Genomic DNA, 17,297 nt, shown 5'->3' on the forward strand with positions numbered 1-17,297 from the left:
TACGTCGAACACCTGCCGTGTCCGTCGAGAGCGACCTTACCCGGACCACCCGTCATACCGACATGTCATCTTCCCGCCGTACCCGGCGACGTGCCGGTTGTGGACGACCTCGCCCGGTTACGACCGTTGTCGGCCACGTTGCTGGCACATGTACTAGCCAATCTAGAGGCTGACCGCAAGTAGTCGTAGCAGGGGCCGACCCGGGTGTGGCGGCCCGCCGACGTCCGATCAGGTTCCCTCCGAACGGCCCTCCATGCTCAGCCGTACGGTTGGTTGTCCACAGGCCGATCCGGTTGCTGACCGGGGAAACGCGGAGTTATCCACAGCCACGTCCCCAGGCTGGTGATCCTCGTTCACGCTCCGTGCGGGGAAGCCCGCGCCGCCGGAGTCGGCTCAGCGGCCGAGCCGGCGGCGGACCATCCCGACCACCTCGGTGATCTCCCCGATCCGCAGCACCATGGCCAGCCCCAGGTACGTCACGCCGATCACCGCGCCGCCCACCACCAGCTGGAGCGCCGCCGCCAGCCAGCCCAGGTCGGCCGGGTCGCCGGGGAGCAGACTCACCACCAGCAGGCCGACCAGCGCCGCCCCGAGCGCGGCGACGACCACCTTGCCCATGGTCCGCATGATCCCGCCCAGCCCGATCCGGCCGACCCGCGGCCGCAGCAGCATGGCCGAGACGACCGCTGCCGCCACGTACGAGATCGCGTTGCCGAGCATCATGCCGGCCGCGGCGAAGGTGGCCGAGAAGGCGATGAAGAGTCCCACCTGGAGCAGCACCCGCAGCGCCACCACCGGGATGTTGATCAGTGCCGGGGTGCGGGTGTCCGGCAGCGCGTAGAAGGCGAAGGTGAAGAGCTGGCTGATCGCGAACGGCACCAGCCCCACGGCCGCGACCAGCAGCACGGTGGAGGTGGCCCGGGCGTTCTCGGCGTCGAAGGCGCCGTACTGGAAGACCACCCGGGAGATCGGCCCGGCCAGGACCGCGTAGCAGACCGCGATCGGGGCCAGCACCGCCGTCACCATCCGGGTGCCCCGGGCCAGGTCGGCGGTGACGTCGTGGAAGCGCCCGTCCGCCGCGGCGGCGCTCATCCGCGGCATCAGCGCCGTGATGATCGAGACGGCGATGATGCCGTGCGCCATCATCAGCAGCAGGAAGACGTTGTTGTAGATCAGGATGCCGGCGCTGTCCTCGCCCGCCGCCCGGGTGAGCAGGTTGACCACCACGAAGAGCCCGAGCTGGTTGACCCCGACGTAGCAGAACATCCAGGCCCCGAGCTGGGCCAGCTCGCGCAGCCCCAGCTCGCGGAAGTCGAACCGCCACTTCCACCGGAAGCCCACCTTGCGCAGCGCCGGCAGCAGCCCGGCGGCCTGCACCGCCACGCCGAGCAGGGTGCCGCCGCCGACCAGCAGGATCTGGCCCATGCCCAGGTCGCCGGGCTTCAGCGCCTCGGCCCCGTAGATCAGGATGTAGAGGCCGAAGACGCCGATGACCACCAGGTTGTTCAGGATCGGCGCCCACATCGGGGCGGCGAAGTGGCCCCGGGTGTTCAGCACCGCGGCGATCAGCGCGCTGACGCCGGTGAAGAACAGCATCGGCAGCATCAGGTACGACAGGCTGGTGACGAGATCCGTGTAGTCCTGGTCCTTGCCGCTGGCGTAGATGGCGGTCAGCGCCGAGGCCGACGTCACCGCGATGAGCGCGGCGGCCGCCAGCGTGATCACCGCCAGGCTGAGCAGCCGCTGCGCGTACGCCTCGCCCCGGTCGGCGTCGGCCTTGCTGCGGCGGACCAGCACCGGGATCAGCACGCTGGTGAGCACGCCGCCGAGCAGGAACTCGTACACCTGGTTGGGCAGGAACTGCGCGGTGGTGTACGCGTTGCCGACCAGGTTGCCCAGCGCCGCGCCGATCATCAGGTTGCGGATGAAGCCCGTACCCCGGCTGATCAGGCTGCCGACGGCCATCACCGCGCTGTTCGCCGCGGCGCTGGCCTCCCCCACCTGCTCCGGCGGCGGCGCGGTGGCCTCCACCGCCGGCTGGTTCAGCGGCTCGGCGGAGATGAAGGTCGCCTGGTCGGTCGGCGGGATGGCACCGTCCGGCGTGGCGTTCGCGCTGCGGTAGAGCCCGCCGCTCATCTCCTGCCTCCAAGGGGGTACGTCGGAGCCGGACGACCGGCCCGCACGCCCAAGACCTTAGTCAACCCAGCTCAGTTACCCGCGCCCGGCGGATCAGATCCCACCCCGGCCCGATAGGCTGGCGATCCCATGTCCGAAGCTGCCTCCGCACCCCACGCCGCCGACCGCCGCGAGCTCACCGTCGCGCAGCGCAACGCCGTCGCCGAACTGCTCCGTGTGTCCCCGGTCGCCGACGAGCTCGGCCGCCGGTTCGCGCAGGCCGGGCACGAGCTGCACCTGGTGGGCGGTTCCGTCCGGGACGCCCTGCTCGGCCGGCTCGGTGAAGACCTGGACTTCTGCACCGACGCCCATCCCGACCAGACCCTGCGGATCATCAAGGGCTGGGCCGAGTCGATCTGGGAGACCGGCCGCGAGTTCGGCACCATCGGACTGCAGCGCGACGGGCTGCGGCTGGAGATCACCACCTTCCGCGCCGAGGCGTACGACCAGGTCAGCCGCAACCCGATCGTCGAGTACGGGACCAACCTCAGCGACGACCTGAAGCGGCGGGACTTCACCATCAACGCGATGGCGGTCAGCCTCCCCGACCACCGGTTCACCGACCCGCACGGCGGCCTGGACGACCTCGCGGCCAAGGTGATCCGCACCCCCGGCACGCCCCGGGAGTCCTTCGGCGACGACCCGCTGCGGATGCTGCGGGCGGCCCGCTTCGCCGCGCAGCTGCGCTTCGCCGTGCACCCCGAAGTGCACGAGGCTATGACCCGGATGGCCACCGACCTGGACCGGATCACCGCCGAGCGGATCCGGGACGAGTTCACCAAGCTGCTCTGCGGCGCCGACCCGATCACCGGGCTGCGGCTGCTGGTCGACACCGGGCTGGCCGAGCGCTTCCTGCCCGAGCTGACCGGGCTCAAGCTGGAGATCGACGAGCACGCCCAGCACAAGGACGTCTACGAGCACACCCTCACCGTGGTCAGCAACGCGGTCTCGTACGAGACCGACGGCTGCGACTTCGTGCTCCGGATGGCCGCGCTCATGCACGACGTGGGCAAGCCGGCCACCAAGTCGGTCGGGCCGGACGGCCGGGTCAGCTTCCACCACCACGAGGTGGTCGGCGCCCGGCTGACCAAGGCCCGGATGAAGGCGCTGCGCTACCCCAAGGACGTGACCGGGCAGGTGGTCGCCCTGGTCGCCCTGCACCTGCGCTTCTACGGGTACGGCCGGGGCGAGTGGACGGACTCGGCGGTGCGCCGGTACGTCACCGACGCCGGTGACCTGCTGCCCCGGCTGCACAAGCTGACCCGATCGGACTGCACCACCCGCAACCGGCGCAAGGCGGCCCAGCTCGCGGCCGACTACGACGCGCTGGAGGAGCGGATCGCCCGGATCGCCGCCGAGGAGGACCTCGCGCGGGTCCGCCCCGACCTGGACGGCAACGCGATCATGGAGCTGCTCGGCGTACCGCCGGGGCCGGTGGTCGGGCGGGCCTGGCAGCACCTCAAGGAGCTGCGGCTGGAACGCGGTCCGCTGGAGCGGGACGAGGCCGAGGCCGAGCTGCTGCGCTGGGCCCGCGAGCAGGGCGTCATCGACCAGAGCTGACGACGAGGGCGCGTCCACCAGGACGCGCCCTCGTCGGTTGGTCAGCGGGTCTCGACCGCGCTGCCGTCGACCGCGGCCTTGCCGTTGCCCGCGGACTGCGAACCGCCGGCGGACGCCGAGCCGAGCCGGGCCAGCAGGCCCGGCAGGTCGATGCCGGTGAGGTCGGAGCCGAGCTGGAGGCCCTGCGCCACGTTGCCGGCCACCGACTTCGTCAGCGACGACGCGCCGTCGGTGGAGATGACGGTCATCTTGTCGATCGCCCCGATCGGGGCGCTGGCCGCCTCGACCACCTGCGGCAGCACCTTGACCAGCAGATCCAGCACGGCCGCCTCGCCGTACGCGGCGAACGCCTCCGCCTTGCGGGCCATCGCGTCGGCCTCGGCCTGCCCCTTGGCCAGGATGGCCGCGGCCTCCGCCTGGCCCTCCCGCTCGACCGCTTCGGCGATCGCGGAGCGCCGGCGCTGCTCCGCCTCACCCTCCTTGGCGCCCTCGATCGCGTTCGCCTCGGCGAGCGCGGCCCGCCGGGCCCGCTCGCCCTCACCGGTGAGCCGGGACTGCTCGGCGGCGGCCTGGGCGGCGGCGATGACGGCCTGCCGCTGCGCGTCGGCGTTGAGCACCGCCGCGTTGCGGGCCGCCTCGGCCTCCTGCTCCACCTTGTAGCGCGCCGCGTCGGCGGGCTTGCGCACCTCGGTGTCGAGCTGGCGCTGCTTCAGCTCGGCGTTGCGCTCGGCCACCTTCTGCTGCTCGGAGAGGATCGCCTGGTCCCGTTCCGCCTGGGCGAGCGGGCCGGCCGCCGCGGACCGGGCCTTGGCCGCGTCGATCTCGGCCTGGATGCCGGCCTGCTTGAGCGACAGGTTCCGGTTCGCCTCGGCGATCGCCTCCTCGGCGAGCAGCCGCTCCTGCTCGGCCTGCTGGCGGGCGCGCGCCTCGGCGATGGCCGCGTCCTTGAGGACCCGGGCGGCCTCCGGCCGGCCCAGGTCCTGCAGGTAGGAGCCCTCGGCGAGGATGTCCTGGAGCTGGAAGGTGTCCAGCACCAGACCCTGGTTGGTCATCGAGTGCTCGGCCTCCTCGGCGACCGCGCTGGCGAACGCCGCCCGGTCCCGGATGACCTCCTCGACGGTGAGCCGGCCGACGATCGAGCGCAGCGCGCCGGCCAGCACCTCGCGGGTGAAGTTGTCGATCTCGTCCTGCTGGTGCAGGAAGCGCTGGGCGGCGGCGCGGATGGCATCCTCGGTGCCGCCGACCTTGACGATCGCCACGCCGTGCAGGTCGGTGCGGATGCCCTGCTTGCTCACCGCGCCCCGGATGCCCACGTCGATGCGGCGGCTGGACAGGTCGAGCGACTGGAGCTTCTGGACCACCGGCAGCACGAAGACCGAGGCGCCGAGCACCACCTTCTGGCCCGACATGTCGGTGGAGCGACCACCGTCGGCGGTCTGCGTGGTCCGGCCCTTGCGGCCGGTGACGATGAACGCCTCGTTCGGGCCGGCGACCTTGATCCGGGAGAGCACGAAGAGCACCAGGACGAGCGCCAGCAGGACCGCGCCGCCGACGGCGATGACAAGGGGCATGGGCAGTTCCGTCTCTGCGAAAGGGGGTGAGCAGGGGTGGTCAGTAGGTCTCGACGTGGACGCTGGTCTCGCTCAGCGCCTGCACCACGAAGATCTGCGCGCCCACCGGGATCGGGTGGTCGGCGCGGGCGTTGAGCTTCACCGGCTGGCCGGCCACGCGTACCCGGACCTCGCCGTAACCGGCGGCGGGCACCGGGGTGACCACCAGGCCGAGCGCGCCGACCAGGTCGTTTCGGGTGGGGGTGGGGTCGGTGCGCATGTCCCGTGCCGCCCGGCTGAGCCGGGCCGCGAGCCACGCGGTGGGCACGGCGGCGACCGCGCCGCCGGCCACCGCCGCGGCGATCGTCCCGGGGGTACGCCCACCGACCAGCTCGTTGACGATCGCGGCGCCGAAGCCGAAGGCGCCGAGGAAACCGGCGACCGCCTCGACCGACACCGGACCGTCGACGTCGGCGACGTGGAGCAGCTCGGCGCCGAGCAGGGAGAGCGCCAGCACGGCGACGCCCGCCCCACCGATGATCAGAAAGATGAACGTCCCCGTGGCCACGACCTGCACGGTATCGACGTCACGCAACATTCCGGCCTGATCATTTCGGGGCCACGGTGACGTCCCGGTCGACCAGTTCCCGGGGCAGCGGCTGCCGTTCCAGCTCCCGGCCCTCGGTGTCGGCGAGCACGAAGTCGCCACTGCCGGACAGCCGGCGGTAGAGCAACCGGTCGTTCGAGACCCAGGCGACCTCCGCCGACGGCAGGGTCCGGACGACGGTCCCGGTCACCGCGTCGACCAGCAGCGGATCGCGCTGGCCCTGCACGACCGCCCACTGCCCGTCGGGCGAGAACGCCCACGGTCCGGCGGGGTCTCCGGGAATCGTCACGAACCGGGTGGGTCTGCCGTCGTCGGCGGAGAAGAACTGCACTCCCCAGCGTGGATGCCGTTCGCTCTCCGACCGGGGCTTGAACGCGTCGGTCAGCGGCAGCGCCACCTCCCGCCCGTTCCGCGCCCAGGTGAAGAGGCAGCGGTCGGTGCAGAAGTACCGGGTCCGGTCCACCGCGTACTCCCGGAACGTGCCGTCCAGGGTGAGGATGCCGATGTGGTGGACGCCCTGACGGAACCTGGTCAGGACGAGCCGGCGTCCGTCCGGCGACCACTGGAGGTTTGCTCCCGGCGCGCGGTACCAGCGCACGGTCGCCTTCCGGCTGTCGATGAGGCCGATCTGCCCGGGCCGGTCCTCGTCCGCGACGGCGGTGACGGTGCCGGTCGGGGCCGGCCACACCTCGTCGTACCCCTTGGTGTGGACGTAGCGGTCACGGCTGCGGTCGAGCAGGTAGCCACTGCCGCCAGTGACGCCACCGGTGACCCGCCAGCCGCCCGGCAGGGCCAGCGGCGAGTCCTTCCAGCCGGCGCCCGGCGTCGGGTGCACGGACGGCGTGGGCTGCGGTTCCGGCACGGCGGGACGGGTCGGCGGCGCCGGCCGGAGCAGCACGAACGGTACGGTCACCGCGAGCATCGCGACCAGCACGGCGGCGCCTGCCGCGGCCCGCCGCCGGGCCCGCAGCCGACGACCCCGGGCGATGGCCACGGCCGCCAGGCCGGGCGCCGGCCGGGCCTGATCGACGAGATCCTGTACGGCCGCCCGCAGCGCATCCTCCGTCGGCCTGCTCATCGGTGCACCTCCGGACGGGTGGCGAGGTCGTCGAAGGCCGGCACCAGTTCCCGGAGCCGGGCCAGCGCGCGGGACGCCTGACTGGCGACGGTGCCCGAGCGGCAGCCCAGCAGCGCGGCGGTCTGCTCGACGCTCAGGTCCTCCAGGTAGCGCAGCGTCAGCACCGCACGCTGCCGGGGCGGCAGCTCCCGCAGCGCGTCGCGCAGCAGCAGCCGCAGGTCGCTGTCGTTTCCGCTGTCCCGGCCGCCGGCCCGCTCCGGCAGTTCGGCCACCGGCACCTCCCGCCGTCGCGACAACCGCCGCCAGCCGGAGACCTGGTCGTGGTACAGGATGCGCCGCACGTACGGCTCGGCGTCGCCGCGGATCCGGGGCCAGCGGGCGTACGCCTTGGCCAGCGCGTTCTGCAGCAGGTCCTCGGCGGCGTGCTGGTTGCCGGCGAGCGCGTACGCGACGCGCAGCAACGCGTCGCCGCGCTCGTTGACGAACGCGGTGAACTCCCCGTCGGTCCCCTCGGTCACCGCCCACCTCCGTAACTCAGACGCCGGTGGGGCGGAAAAGTTTGCCTCAGCCGTGGCACGGTTCGGTCCGCCGGCTTCGTCGGCTCTCCCCAGGGCCGTCATGCCGAAGGCCCGGCCGTCGTACCGGCGAGGGAGAATGGCCGCCATGCGCTGGACCGTGCTCGACTCGCCGATCGGGGAGTTCTCCGTGGCCACCGACGGCGAGGCGGTGTGCGGCGCGCACTTCGGCCGGGTGGAGTCGGCGGTCGACGAGCCCGGTGACGAGCTGGCCCGGCGGGCGGTGGCGGAGCTGCGCGCGTACTTCGCCGGCGAGCTGACCGACTTCGGCGTGCCGGTGGCGGCGCCGCGCGGCTCCGAGTTCGAGCGCGCGGTCTGGCGGGAGATGACCCGCATCCCGTACGGGGAGACGCTCACCTACGGCGAGGTGGCCAGGCTGGTCGGTGACCCCGGGGCCGCCCGGGCGGTCGGGGTGGCCTGCAACCGCAACCCGATTCCGGTGATCGTGCCGTGTCACCGGATCGTCGGCGCGGGCGGCAAGCTGGTCGGCTTCGGCGGCGGGCTGCCCCGCAAGGTGCGGCTGCTGGAGCTGGAGGCCGGGGTTGCCCTGCGACGCGCCTGGTCCTGAATCCGACAGTCGGCGCACTACTGCAACCTGATCGTCCGATCAGCCGTTTCCCCGGCACAAGACCTCTCGATCATCGGTACGACCGAGACGTCATCCGCCACCACCACACGGGGGACACCATCGTGAAGAAGGACCAGGACAGCGCCGTCGGCCGTCGCCACCTGCTGCGCCGGGCGGGCACTGTCGCCGCCGGCCTAGCCGGCACCGCCGCGGTGGGCGCGGCCGCCGCCGGCCCGGCGCAGGCCGCACCGGGCGACCCGGTGCTGCAGGGGCAGGTCAACGAGGCGGGCACGGCCACCACGCTGCGCGGCGGCTCGGCCACCTCGGCCACCCTCCGACTGGAGAACTCCACCATCACCGACGACGCGGGTGTCGAGGTCGCCAGCCCGGCCCTGCGGCTGACCCCGAACGGGGAGAGCATCAACTCAAAGTCCGAGATGGGCTCGATCGCGATGGATCGTTCCGGGACGATCTGGGCGGTCACCGGCGAGGGCCTGCCGCCCATGGAGGGCAACTTCGTCGAGTACATCCGGACGGAGACGAACAGCAACCAGCTGGTGCCGGTCACGCCGCAGCGGGTGATCGACACCCGGACCGCCGCCGGTCGGGCCCGCATCGTGAATCCGGTCGGAAACCTGGACAGCTCGGGCCGGCTGCTGCGTGGCCGCACGATCCAGGTCAACCTGGACGAATTCGTCTACTTCGGTCAGGCCGTGTACGGCAACGTGACCGTGACCGGCGCGCTCGCCGCCGGGTTCCTGCAGGTCTACCCGTCCTCCGCTCAGCGTCCGCCGGCGTTCTCGACGATCAACTTCCAGGCCGGTCAGACCCTGTCGAACTTCTTCCTGACCGGGATCAGCCCGGTGATCGATCACATCTCCGTGCACGCCCAGCAGACCACCCACGTGATCCTCGACGTGGTGGCGTTCGTCGTCGCGGCCGGCCGGGTCAACCCGGCGATCCTGCCCACCCACCCCGAACTGGCGGCCGGGGACCGGCGGACGCAACTGGCCGGGCGGACCAAGCCGAACTGGGCGAAGTAGCCGTCACGTACGCGACGAAAGCCGGGTCCGTGCGGACCTGGCCCTCGGCCGTCCCCGGTGGGTCGGTGGGTCCGGCGATCGGATGGACTGCGATCGTTGTCAACGGGGTTCCGATCAGGAAGGATCGCGTCGCCAATTCTTCCTACCGATACGGGGATCTCGGTATGTCAGAAGCGCAGCACGAGCAGGACAGCATCGCCCGCCGGGGTCTGCTCCGTCGGGCCGGCACGGTCGCCGCCGGAGTGGCCGGCGCGGGCGTGGTGGGTGCCGCCGGCGCCACCCCGGCGCAGGCGGCCGCCGGCGACCCGGTGGTGCAGGGTGCGACCAACGTGGTCGACGCCGCCACCACCCTGCGGAACACCGGCGCCAGGGCGGCCCTTCGGTTGCAGAGCGTCCGGACCTACGACGAGGGCCCCGGCGGCCGGGTGCAGGCCGAACCGGCACTGCAACTCATGCCGAGCGGAAGCACCCTCTCCAACGTCGCCGAGGCCGGTTCGATCGGCATGGACATGCAGGGCAACATCTGGATCGTCACCGGCGCCTCCGGCGGAGGCAACGATCGGCACGTCGTCCACACCACCGCCAACAGCAACCGGATCGTGCCGCTGGTGCCGCAACGGGTGCTCGACACCCGGTACCCCAGCTCCCGCGCGCTGGTCCGCGAGACCGGATACCTCGACGCCAGCGGCCGGGTGCTGGCCGGCCGGTCGATCAGCCTCCGGTTGACCGATCACCTGTACTACGCGGACGCGGTCTTCGGGACGCTGACCGTGGTGCAGCCGACGCTGGGCGGCTTCGCTCAGGTCTACCCGTTCGGAACCACCCGGCCGACCGACTTTTCGTCGATCAACTACGCGCCGAACCAGATCGTCTCCAACGCGTTCGTCTGCGGAGTCGGTCAGGACACGGACATGAGCACCTGGGCCACCGATCTGATCAGCATCTACACCAACCGGACCACGCACCTCATCCTCGACATCACCGCGGCTGTGGTCGGCGCCGGCCGGGTCAACCCCCGCTCCGCCATGCCGGTCCGCGCGAACCGCATCGACCTCGGCGGCAGGCCGACGTGGGAGAAGTGACGGTCGGCGGGTAGCGCCTTCCGACACACCGAGGGCCGGGTCCGTTCGGACCCGGCCCTCGGCCATGCTGCTGGTCAGCGCGTCAGCGCTCGACCTCGCCGGCGATGAAGGCCTCGACGGCGGCGTGCGCGTCGTGGTCGGCGTACTGCACCGGCGGGGACTTCATGAAGTACGACGAGGCGGACAGGATCGGGCCGCCGATCTTGCGGTCCAGAGCGATCTTCGCGGCGCGGACGGCGTCGATGATGACCCCGGCGGAGTTCGGCGAGTCCCACACCTCGAGCTTGAGCTCGGCGTTGAGCGGGGTGTCACCGAAGGACCGGCCCTCCAGGCGGATGTAGGCCCACTTGCGGTCGTCCAGCCACGGCACGTGGTCCGACGGGCCGATGTGCACGTCGCTCTTGCTCATCTCGTGCGGGATCTGCGAGGTCACCGACTGGGTCTTCGAGATCTTCTTGGAGACCAGGCGGTTGCGCTCCAGCATGTTCATGAAGTCCATGTTGCCGCCGAAGTTGAGCTGGTACGTGCGCAGCAGCTCGACACCGCGGTCCTCGAAGAGCTTCGCCAGCGCGCGGTGCACGATCGTGGCGCCGACCTGGCTCTTGATGTCGTCACCGACGATCGGCAGGCCCGCGTCCTCGAACTTCTTGGCCCACTCGGGGTCCGAGGCGATGAAGACCGGCAGGGCGTTGACGAACGCGCAGCCGGCGTCGATCGCGGCCTGGGCGTAGAACTTGTCGGCCTGCTCCGAGCCCACCGGCAGGTAGGACACGACCACGTCGACCTGCGCGTCGCGCAGCGCCTTGGCCACGTCGACCGGCTCGGCGTCCGACTCCTCGACGATCTCGCGGTAGTACTGGCCCAGCCCGTCGAAGGTCGGACCGCGCTGCACGCTGACGCCGGTCGGCGGCACGTCACAGAGCTTGATGGTGTTGTTCTCGCTGGCGACGATCGCCTCCGCGAGGTCCATGCCCACCTTCTTGGCGTCCACGTCGAACGCCGCGACAAACTCCACGTCCGAGACGTGGTAGTCGCCGAAGGTGACGTGCATGAGACCCGGGACGCGGTCGTTCGGGTCGGCGTTCCGGTAGTACTCCACGCCCTGAACCAGGGACGAGGCGCAGTTACCCACACCGACGATGGCGACGCGGACGGAGCCCATAGCGTCTGCCTCCTTCTTCTTCATCACGGCCGCTCTTTCCTGGACTCTCCAGGCGGGGGCGGGCTGTTGTTGTCTCGTCGGCCGCCGGCCGTCCCGGGTTGCGGGACTGTCGGGGCACGGCCGGAGCGCTCGTTGGCGATGAGCTCCTCCAGCCAGCGGACCTCGCGCTCACAGGCGTCGAGCCCGTGGCGTTGCAGTTCCAGGGTGTACGCGTCGAGGCGCTCGGCCGCCCGGCCCAGCACGTCACGAAGACCTTCGCGACGCTCCTCGATCGTGCGTCGGCGACCCTCCAGGATCCGGAGTCGGGTCGCCTGGTCGGTCCGGGCGAAGAACGCGAAGTGCACGCCGAAGCCCGTGTCGTCGTACGTCTCGGGCCCCGCCTGTGCGATGAGCTGGGCGAAGCGTTCCTTGCCCTCCGCGGTGATTTTGTAGACCACCCGACCTCGTCGGCTGGTCAGCGCGGGAACCTCCTCGGCGGACGCGGGTGTCTCGGCGGCCTCGGTGATCCAGCCCGCCGCCTGCAGCCGGCGCAGGGTCGGGTAGAGCGAGCCGTAGCTGATCGCCGCCCGGATGGCACCGAGCTTGGCCGTGAGCTCCTTGCGGAGCTCGTAGCCGTGCATCGGTGCCTCCTGCAGGAGGCCGAGGATGGCGAGCTCGAGCACGGGCCATCCTTCCTACCCCGGGTGCAGGGACGTTAACCGCCTCGATGTATCGGACCGATACATCGCACGTTAGTACCTCACCAGCGATCAGGGCAAACCCTCGCTCCGGGATGTTTCTGTCACTCATCGTGACCGTGGTCGCCTGACCCGGCCGGACCGCGTACCCTTCACCGCATGCGTACGGCGCGGCAGGTGGTGGACTACTCGCTCCAGAAGCGGGCGGTGCTGCGTGAGCTCCTCGCGGGCCGGGTCGGCACGTACGACGTCTGCGACGCCTCGCCGTACCTGAAGAACGCCGCTCGGTTCCACGGCGAACCGACCGAGGAGCGCTGCCCAATCTGCCGGAGCGAGAACCTCATCCACGTCCACTACATTTACGGGGACGAGCTCAAGCAGTCCGCCGGTCAGGCGCGAACGTTGGCCGAGTTGCCCGCGCTGGCGATGACGCTGCGTGAGTTCCAGGTCTTCGTGGTGGAGGTGTGTCTCGGCTGTGACTGGAACCATCTCGTCGAGCAGTTCCTGCTCGGCCGGGACGGGCTGGCCGAGGGCGGGTCGGAGTCGGGCGCGGTGGGCGGCATGACCGCCCCCGGGGCCGGGTCGGCCCAGGAGCGAAGGCGAGAGGCGCAACGGTGAAGCTGGCTGGACCGGTCGCTACCGGTGCCGTCGACGACGGTTCCCCCGCCCGGCAGCCACCTGGCCTGATAGGTCCGAATAGTACGTATACGACGCTCCCGCTGCGGTCCCACCGCGAGCGGGCGTCACGTGTGTCAACTCACGGCAACCCGGTGGTGGCGCCCCCGCGCCCCACCGCGACCGGCAGGGTGTGAGGAATGAACTCGTACGGCGATCCCAGTTCCCCGCGTGCGCGGGCCCAGGTACCGGGCTCGAACGGTGACTCCGGCGCGGCTCCGGCCGGCCGGGCCTCGGTCGGCGGCGCACCCGCCGGTCGGGCCTCGGCGTCGGTGCCGCCGCCCCGCGCGACGGGAGCGTCCGGCTCGGCCTCGGTGGGCCGCGCGGGCGCGGGACGGGCCTCCGTGCCGGTCTCCCCGGCGCCCGGCGGGCGGCCCGGACGCGCGTCCGTCCCGGTCTCCCCGGCAGCCGGCCCGGCCGGCCGCGCGTCGGTGGGCGTGGGCTCCGCCGGGCGGGCCAGCGTCGGCGCGGCGGCCGTCGGCGGCCGGGCGGCGGTGGCCCGCGCGGGCGTGGCGCCGGTCTCCGGCGGTGGCCCCGGCGGCCCGGGTGGCCCCTACGGCCCGGGACGCGGCGGCAGTGGCGGCGGACGCGGGCCGGGCGACCCGGACGCGGTCGCCCGCGCGAAGAAGCGCAGGCGGGTCAACATGCTGATCGCGGGCTTCGCGGTCTTCATCATGCTGGCCGGCGTCGGCGTCATCGGGTTCACCTACTACTCGACGAACGTCGTGCTGCCCAACCAGATCAACCTGCCGCTGGCCACCACGATCTACGCCGCCGACAACAAGACGCCGATCGCCAAGGTGGGCGAGCAGAACCGCACGTTCGTCTCGATCAACCAGATCCCGCAGCACATGCGGGACGCGGTCGCGGCGGCCGAGGACAAGAACTTCTACCGCCACTCCGGTGTGGACTACAAGGGCATCGCCCGGGCCGCCTGGAACAACCTCAGCGGCGGCGACAAGCAGGGTGCGTCGACGATCACCCAGCAGTACGCCCGCAACGCCTACGAGAACCTCCAGGACGACTCGTACGCCCGGAAGGTGAAGGAGGCGATCGTCGCCTCCAAGCTCAATGATCAGTTCACCAAGGAACAGATCATGGAGCACTACCTGAACACCATCTACTTCGGCCGGAACGCGTACGGCATCGAGGCGGCCGCGCAGGCCTACTTCGGCAAGTCGGTCTCCAAGGTCGACGTGGCCGAGGCCGCGGTGCTGGCGGCGCTCATCAAGCAGCCGGAGCCCACCGCGACCCACAAGGGTTACGACCCGGCCGTCAACCCGACGGACGCCAAGGGTCGCTGGGACTACGTCATCGCCAACATGGTCAGCGAGGGCTGGGTCGACTCGCCGAACCACCCGCCGCGCCCCACGGCGTACCCGACCAAGACGTTGCAGACGCCGAAGGAGTCGAGGGCCGGCCAGAAGTTCGGGGTCAACAACCCGATCGGCAACGTCGTCAACTACCTCGTGCCGGAGATGCGCGAGAAGAAGCTCTGCACCGACAACGAGGCCGAGGCGACGGACCGCAAGCCGCTCTGCTCGCTGATGCTGAAGCAGGGCGGGTACCGGATCCGGACCACCATCGACATGAAGGTCCAGCGGGCGATCACCGGCGCGGCCCAGCGCAGCACCAAGGGTTCGGAGCTGGAAGGCACCAAGAAGAACCTGATGGCGGCCGTGGTGTCGATCGACCCGCGCAACGGCCGGGTGCTCGGCTACTACGGCGGTGACGACGGTACGGGTACCGACTACGCCGGCAAGAACACCGACGCGAGCGGCAACATCACCGGTGGCCACTCGCCGGGTTCAAGCTTCAAGATCTACACCTTGGCCGCGGCGATCGACGCGGGCAAGGCCATCGAGTCGCGCTGGAAGGGCAAGGCCTTCAAGCCCGACGGCGTGCAGTTCCGGGTCAGCAACGCCGGCACCGACAACCCCAGCTGCGGTGACTCCTGCACGCTGCGGGAATCGACCTTGAAGTCGCTGAACGTGCCCTTCTACCACGTCAGCCTCGACATCGGGCCGGACAAGATCGTCGACATGGCCAAGCGGGCCGGCGTCAGCATGATGTGGCAGACCAACACCAACCCGCCGAAGGGGCACGACCTCACCAAGGCCGACGCCAAGGACCTGGCGCCCGACCCCTTCTACCACGTGGTCTCCTACGGTCAGTACCCGATCACCGTGCTCGACCACGCCAACGGCATCGCCACCTTCGCCAACAAGGGCGTCTACAACAAGGCCCACTTCCTGCTCTCCGCCGAGAAGCAGAACAAGGACACCGGCAAGTGGGAGAAGCTCGGGGGCGAGCAGCTCAAGCCCCAGAAGCGGATCAACCCCGACGTGGTCGCCGACGTCACCAACGTGCTCGAGGACTACCCGGCCAAGGTCAACCACGTGCTCGACGGTGGCCGCAAGGCGACCGCCAAGACCGGTACGTGGGAGCTGAAGGAGGGCACCAACGAGAACGGTGACGCCTGGATGATCGGCTACACCCCGCAGATCGCCACCGCCGTCTGGGTGGGCAACAAGGGCAAGCGGGAAGCCATCAAGATGAAGGACGGCCGCAACATCAGCGGCTCCCTCATGCCCGGTGACATCTGGGAACGGGTGATGGACGACTCGCTCAAGGGCGAGGAGAAGCTGGACTTCCCGCCGGCGGCGAACATCGGTGACAAGGAAGCGGGCAACGGCACCCCGCCCCCGCCGCCGCCGCCCGTCCCCGGCCAGCAGCCGCAGGACTGCGGACCGCTCGGCCTGTTCTGCCCGCAGGACCCCAACGGCGGCGGCAACCAGAACCCGAACGATCCGCGCGGACCGGGCGGCGGCAACGACGGCGGCAACGACGGTGACGGCGGTGGTGACGGCGGTGGTGGTGGCGGCATCCTGCCGACCCTGTCACCCCGCCCTCGGGAGTAACCACGCGTGACACCGCCGTCGCCGTTCGGCGACGCGCTCACACGTCGACTTTCTTCGACGTCGCGCCACCGGAGGAGGACGAAGACCCCGGGCGTACGGCAGGATGCCTCTTCATGAGCACCCAGTCGACGGCCGGCCTGGACGACTCCGGGACCAGCGACCACCCGTCCCGGTCGGACGGTTTCGTCCGTGGCGTCTCCGAGGTGATCGGCGGCCCGCTCGGCGACCACGCGGTCGCGCTGGACCGGCCCGCCGGTCGGGAAAGGCGCTTCTGGACCGCCACCCGGATCGTCCTCGCACTGGCCTGCCTCACCCTGGCGCTGCACTGGGTGCAGAAGTCGCCCTGCCAGGACGGTGCCTGGCAGAACAACGTGCAGTACACCCGGCTCTGCTACACCGACGTGCTCGCGCTCTACTACGCCGAGGGCATCAACGAGGGCAAGGTGCCCTACCGGGACCACCCGGTCGAGTACCCGGTGCTCACCGGCTACTTCATGGGCGCGCTCGGCCTGCCGGTGCACAGCCTCGGCGCCGACGACCCGCAGCTCAACCAGGGCCAGTGGTTCTACAACCTGAACGCGCTGACGCTCAGCGCGCTCGCGGTCGCCACCGTCGCGGTGATCCTCGCCCTGCGCCGCCGACGACCCTGGGACGCCGCGCTGTTCGCCCTGGCCCCGGCGCTGCTGCTCACCACCACCGTCAACTGGGACTTCCTCGCCATCGGCCTGGCCGCCTTCGGCCTGGCCGCGTGGGCCCGCCGCCGGCCCGCGCTCGCCGGGTTGCTGCTCGGCCTCGGTGGTGCCGCCAAGCTGTGGCCGCTGTTCCTGTTCTGGCCCATCCTGCTGCTCGCGTTGCGCAGCGCCCGGGTGCGCGCCGCGCTGACCGCCATCGGCACCGGGGCCGCGGCACTGATCGTGGTCAACCTGCCGGTGGCAATCCCGTACCACGACAACTGGAACCGCTTCTTCGAACTGAACAGCACCCGGCCCATCGACTGGGGCACGCTCTGGTACATCGGCCGGTACCTGGACGGCAAGGTGAACAGCGGCGTGGCCGGTGACCAGGGGCCGTTCCAGTGGTTGAACACGCACATCCCGACGCTCAACATCCTGTCGTACGCCCTGTTCATCCTGGCCTGCCTCGGCGTGGCCGCGCTGGCCCTGCTGGCGCCCCGCCGTCCCCGGCTGGCCCAGCTCGCCTTCCTGGTGGTCGCCGCGTTCCTGATCTTCAGCAAGGTCTGGTCGCAGCAGTTCGTGCTCTGGCTGCTGCCGCTGGCGGTGCTGGCCCGCCCCCGCTGGGGCGCCTTCCTCGCCTGGCAGCTCGCCGAGGTCTGCTACTTCACCGCCTTCTACGGCGAGCTGCTCGGCGCGGCGACCAGCCGGCCGGTCTTCCCCGAAGGCGTCTTCGTGCTGGCCGCGACGCTCCGGCTGGGTACCGTCGTGCTGCTCTGCGTACTGGTGATCCGGGACATCCTGCACCCGGAACGCGACGCGGTGCGCCGCACCTACGCCGACGATCCGGACGGTGGGATGTTCGACGGCGCCCCGGACGCCCCCTGGCTCGCCGACCGCCGCACCACCCGGACGCCCGAACCGCTGGCCGCCGCCGCGACCTGACGACCCGC

The 17,297-nt window shown here is 71.2% G+C and carries 14 protein-coding genes; 7 read left to right on the forward strand and 7 right to left on the reverse strand.

Going from position 1 to position 17,297, the window contains the following annotated elements; all coding sequences use genetic code 11:
• Nucleotides 1-393: 393 nt before the first annotated feature.
• The gene (murJ, locus tag ACSNN7_RS05050; RefSeq protein WP_436679458.1) at nt 394-2,136 is read right to left on the reverse strand and encodes a murein biosynthesis integral membrane protein MurJ; all 1,743 of its coding nucleotides are present in this window, start codon (nt 2,134-2,136) and stop codon (nt 394-396) included.
• A gap of 129 nt (nt 2,137-2,265) precedes the next feature.
• Between murJ and ACSNN7_RS05055 the strand changes: the two genes are divergently transcribed.
• Complete coding sequence (locus ACSNN7_RS05055; RefSeq protein WP_436679460.1) at nt 2,266-3,735, forward strand: CCA tRNA nucleotidyltransferase; 1,470 nt, start codon at nt 2,266-2,268, stop codon at nt 3,733-3,735.
• 41 nt (nt 3,736-3,776) lie between these two features.
• On the opposite strand, the gene ACSNN7_RS05060 is transcribed toward ACSNN7_RS05055, so the two are convergent.
• From ACSNN7_RS05060 to ACSNN7_RS05075, 4 genes are read right to left on the reverse strand one after another with little or no spacing between them, the layout of a single operon-like run.
• Nucleotides 3,777-5,306, reverse strand: coding sequence for a flotillin family protein (locus ACSNN7_RS05060; RefSeq protein ID WP_334453744.1), 1,530 nt, complete (start codon nt 5,304-5,306; stop codon nt 3,777-3,779).
• A gap of 40 nt (nt 5,307-5,346) precedes the next feature.
• Nucleotides 5,347-5,883, reverse strand: a complete 537-nt coding sequence (locus tag ACSNN7_RS05065) for a hypothetical protein (RefSeq protein ID WP_436679461.1) — start codon at nt 5,881-5,883, stop codon at nt 5,347-5,349.
• 10 nt (nt 5,884-5,893) lie between these two features.
• Nucleotides 5,894-6,970 carry a hypothetical protein gene (locus ACSNN7_RS05070; protein WP_436679462.1) on the reverse strand — a complete coding sequence of 359 codons (1,077 nt, stop codon included), beginning with the start codon at nt 6,968-6,970 and terminating at the stop codon, nt 5,894-5,896.
• Entirely contained in the window at nt 6,967-7,488 is a 522-nt protein-coding gene (locus tag ACSNN7_RS05075) for a SigE family RNA polymerase sigma factor (RefSeq protein ID WP_436679463.1), read from the reverse strand. Before ACSNN7_RS05075 ends, ACSNN7_RS05070 begins: the two co-directional genes overlap by 4 nt.
• A gap of 145 nt (nt 7,489-7,633) precedes the next feature.
• Between ACSNN7_RS05075 and ACSNN7_RS05080 the strand changes: the two genes are divergently transcribed.
• The 3 genes from ACSNN7_RS05080 (at nt 7,634) to ACSNN7_RS05090 (ending at nt 10,238) form a co-directional block, all read left to right on the forward strand.
• Nucleotides 7,634-8,113, forward strand: a complete 480-nt coding sequence (locus tag ACSNN7_RS05080; protein WP_436679464.1) for a methylated-DNA--[protein]-cysteine S-methyltransferase — start codon at nt 7,634-7,636, stop codon at nt 8,111-8,113.
• Between the two features lie 122 nt (nt 8,114-8,235).
• Nucleotides 8,236-9,156 (forward strand): hypothetical protein, encoded by a 921-nt coding sequence (locus tag ACSNN7_RS05085; protein WP_436679465.1) that lies wholly within the window; start codon nt 8,236-8,238, stop codon nt 9,154-9,156.
• Between the two features lie 164 nt (nt 9,157-9,320).
• Nucleotides 9,321-10,238, forward strand: coding sequence for a hypothetical protein (locus ACSNN7_RS05090; protein ID WP_436679466.1), 918 nt, complete (start codon nt 9,321-9,323; stop codon nt 10,236-10,238).
• An 82-nt stretch (nt 10,239-10,320) separates the two neighbouring features.
• Here ACSNN7_RS05090 and ACSNN7_RS05095 read toward each other — a convergent pair whose 3' ends face one another.
• Both ACSNN7_RS05095 and ACSNN7_RS05100 read right to left on the reverse strand, forming a co-directional pair.
• Nucleotides 10,321-11,400, reverse strand: a complete 1,080-nt coding sequence (locus ACSNN7_RS05095; RefSeq protein ID WP_334453737.1) for an inositol-3-phosphate synthase — start codon at nt 11,398-11,400, stop codon at nt 10,321-10,323.
• 23 nt (nt 11,401-11,423) lie between these two features.
• Nucleotides 11,424-12,062: a PadR family transcriptional regulator gene (locus ACSNN7_RS05100; RefSeq protein WP_436679467.1), complete on the reverse strand. Its 639-nt coding sequence runs from the start codon at nt 12,060-12,062 to the stop codon at nt 11,424-11,426.
• 174 nt (nt 12,063-12,236) lie between these two features.
• Here ACSNN7_RS05100 and ACSNN7_RS05105 point away from each other — a divergent pair, with 174 nt between their 5' ends.
• The 3 genes from ACSNN7_RS05105 (at nt 12,237) to ACSNN7_RS05115 (ending at nt 17,289) form a co-directional block, all read left to right on the forward strand.
• Complete coding sequence (locus ACSNN7_RS05105; protein WP_436679468.1) at nt 12,237-12,695, forward strand: DUF5318 domain-containing protein; 459 nt, start codon at nt 12,237-12,239, stop codon at nt 12,693-12,695.
• Nucleotides 12,696-12,892: 197 nt separating this feature from the next.
• The gene (locus ACSNN7_RS05110) at nt 12,893-15,673 is read left to right on the forward strand and encodes a transglycosylase domain-containing protein (protein WP_436679469.1); all 2,781 of its coding nucleotides are present in this window, start codon (nt 12,893-12,895) and stop codon (nt 15,671-15,673) included.
• A gap of 113 nt (nt 15,674-15,786) precedes the next feature.
• A complete protein-coding gene (locus ACSNN7_RS05115) occupies nt 15,787-17,289 on the forward strand; it encodes a glycosyltransferase family 87 protein (protein ID WP_436679470.1) in 1,503 nt (500 codons plus the stop codon).
• Nucleotides 17,290-17,297 lie beyond the last annotated feature (8 nt).

It is taken from the genome of Micromonospora sp. URMC 105 (genome assembly GCF_051386295.1).
In the GTDB taxonomy this organism is placed as follows: Bacteria; Actinomycetota; Actinomycetes; order Mycobacteriales; family Micromonosporaceae; genus Micromonospora.

Coding starts and splice junctions, on each gene's coding strand:
- murJ (WP_436679458.1), bottom strand. CDS start 2,136: ATGAGCGGCGGGCTCTACCGCAGCGCGAACGCCACGCCGGACGGTGCC.
- ACSNN7_RS05055 (WP_436679460.1), top strand. CDS start 2,266: ATGTCCGAAGCTGCCTCCGCACCCCACGCCGCCGACCGCCGCGAGCTC.
- ACSNN7_RS05060 (WP_334453744.1), bottom strand. CDS start 5,306: ATGCCCCTTGTCATCGCCGTCGGCGGCGCGGTCCTGCTGGCGCTCGTC.
- ACSNN7_RS05065 (WP_436679461.1), bottom strand. CDS start 5,883: ATGTTGCGTGACGTCGATACCGTGCAGGTCGTGGCCACGGGGACGTTC.
- ACSNN7_RS05070 (WP_436679462.1), bottom strand. CDS start 6,970: ATGAGCAGGCCGACGGAGGATGCGCTGCGGGCGGCCGTACAGGATCTC.
- ACSNN7_RS05080 (WP_436679464.1), top strand. CDS start 7,634: ATGCGCTGGACCGTGCTCGACTCGCCGATCGGGGAGTTCTCCGTGGCC.
- ACSNN7_RS05090 (WP_436679466.1), top strand. CDS start 9,321: ATGTCAGAAGCGCAGCACGAGCAGGACAGCATCGCCCGCCGGGGTCTG.
- ACSNN7_RS05095 (WP_334453737.1), bottom strand. CDS start 11,400: ATGGGCTCCGTCCGCGTCGCCATCGTCGGTGTGGGTAACTGCGCCTCG.
- ACSNN7_RS05105 (WP_436679468.1), top strand. CDS start 12,237: ATGCGTACGGCGCGGCAGGTGGTGGACTACTCGCTCCAGAAGCGGGCG.
- ACSNN7_RS05110 (WP_436679469.1), top strand. CDS start 12,893: ATGAACTCGTACGGCGATCCCAGTTCCCCGCGTGCGCGGGCCCAGGTA.
- ACSNN7_RS05115 (WP_436679470.1), top strand. CDS start 15,787: ATGAGCACCCAGTCGACGGCCGGCCTGGACGACTCCGGGACCAGCGAC.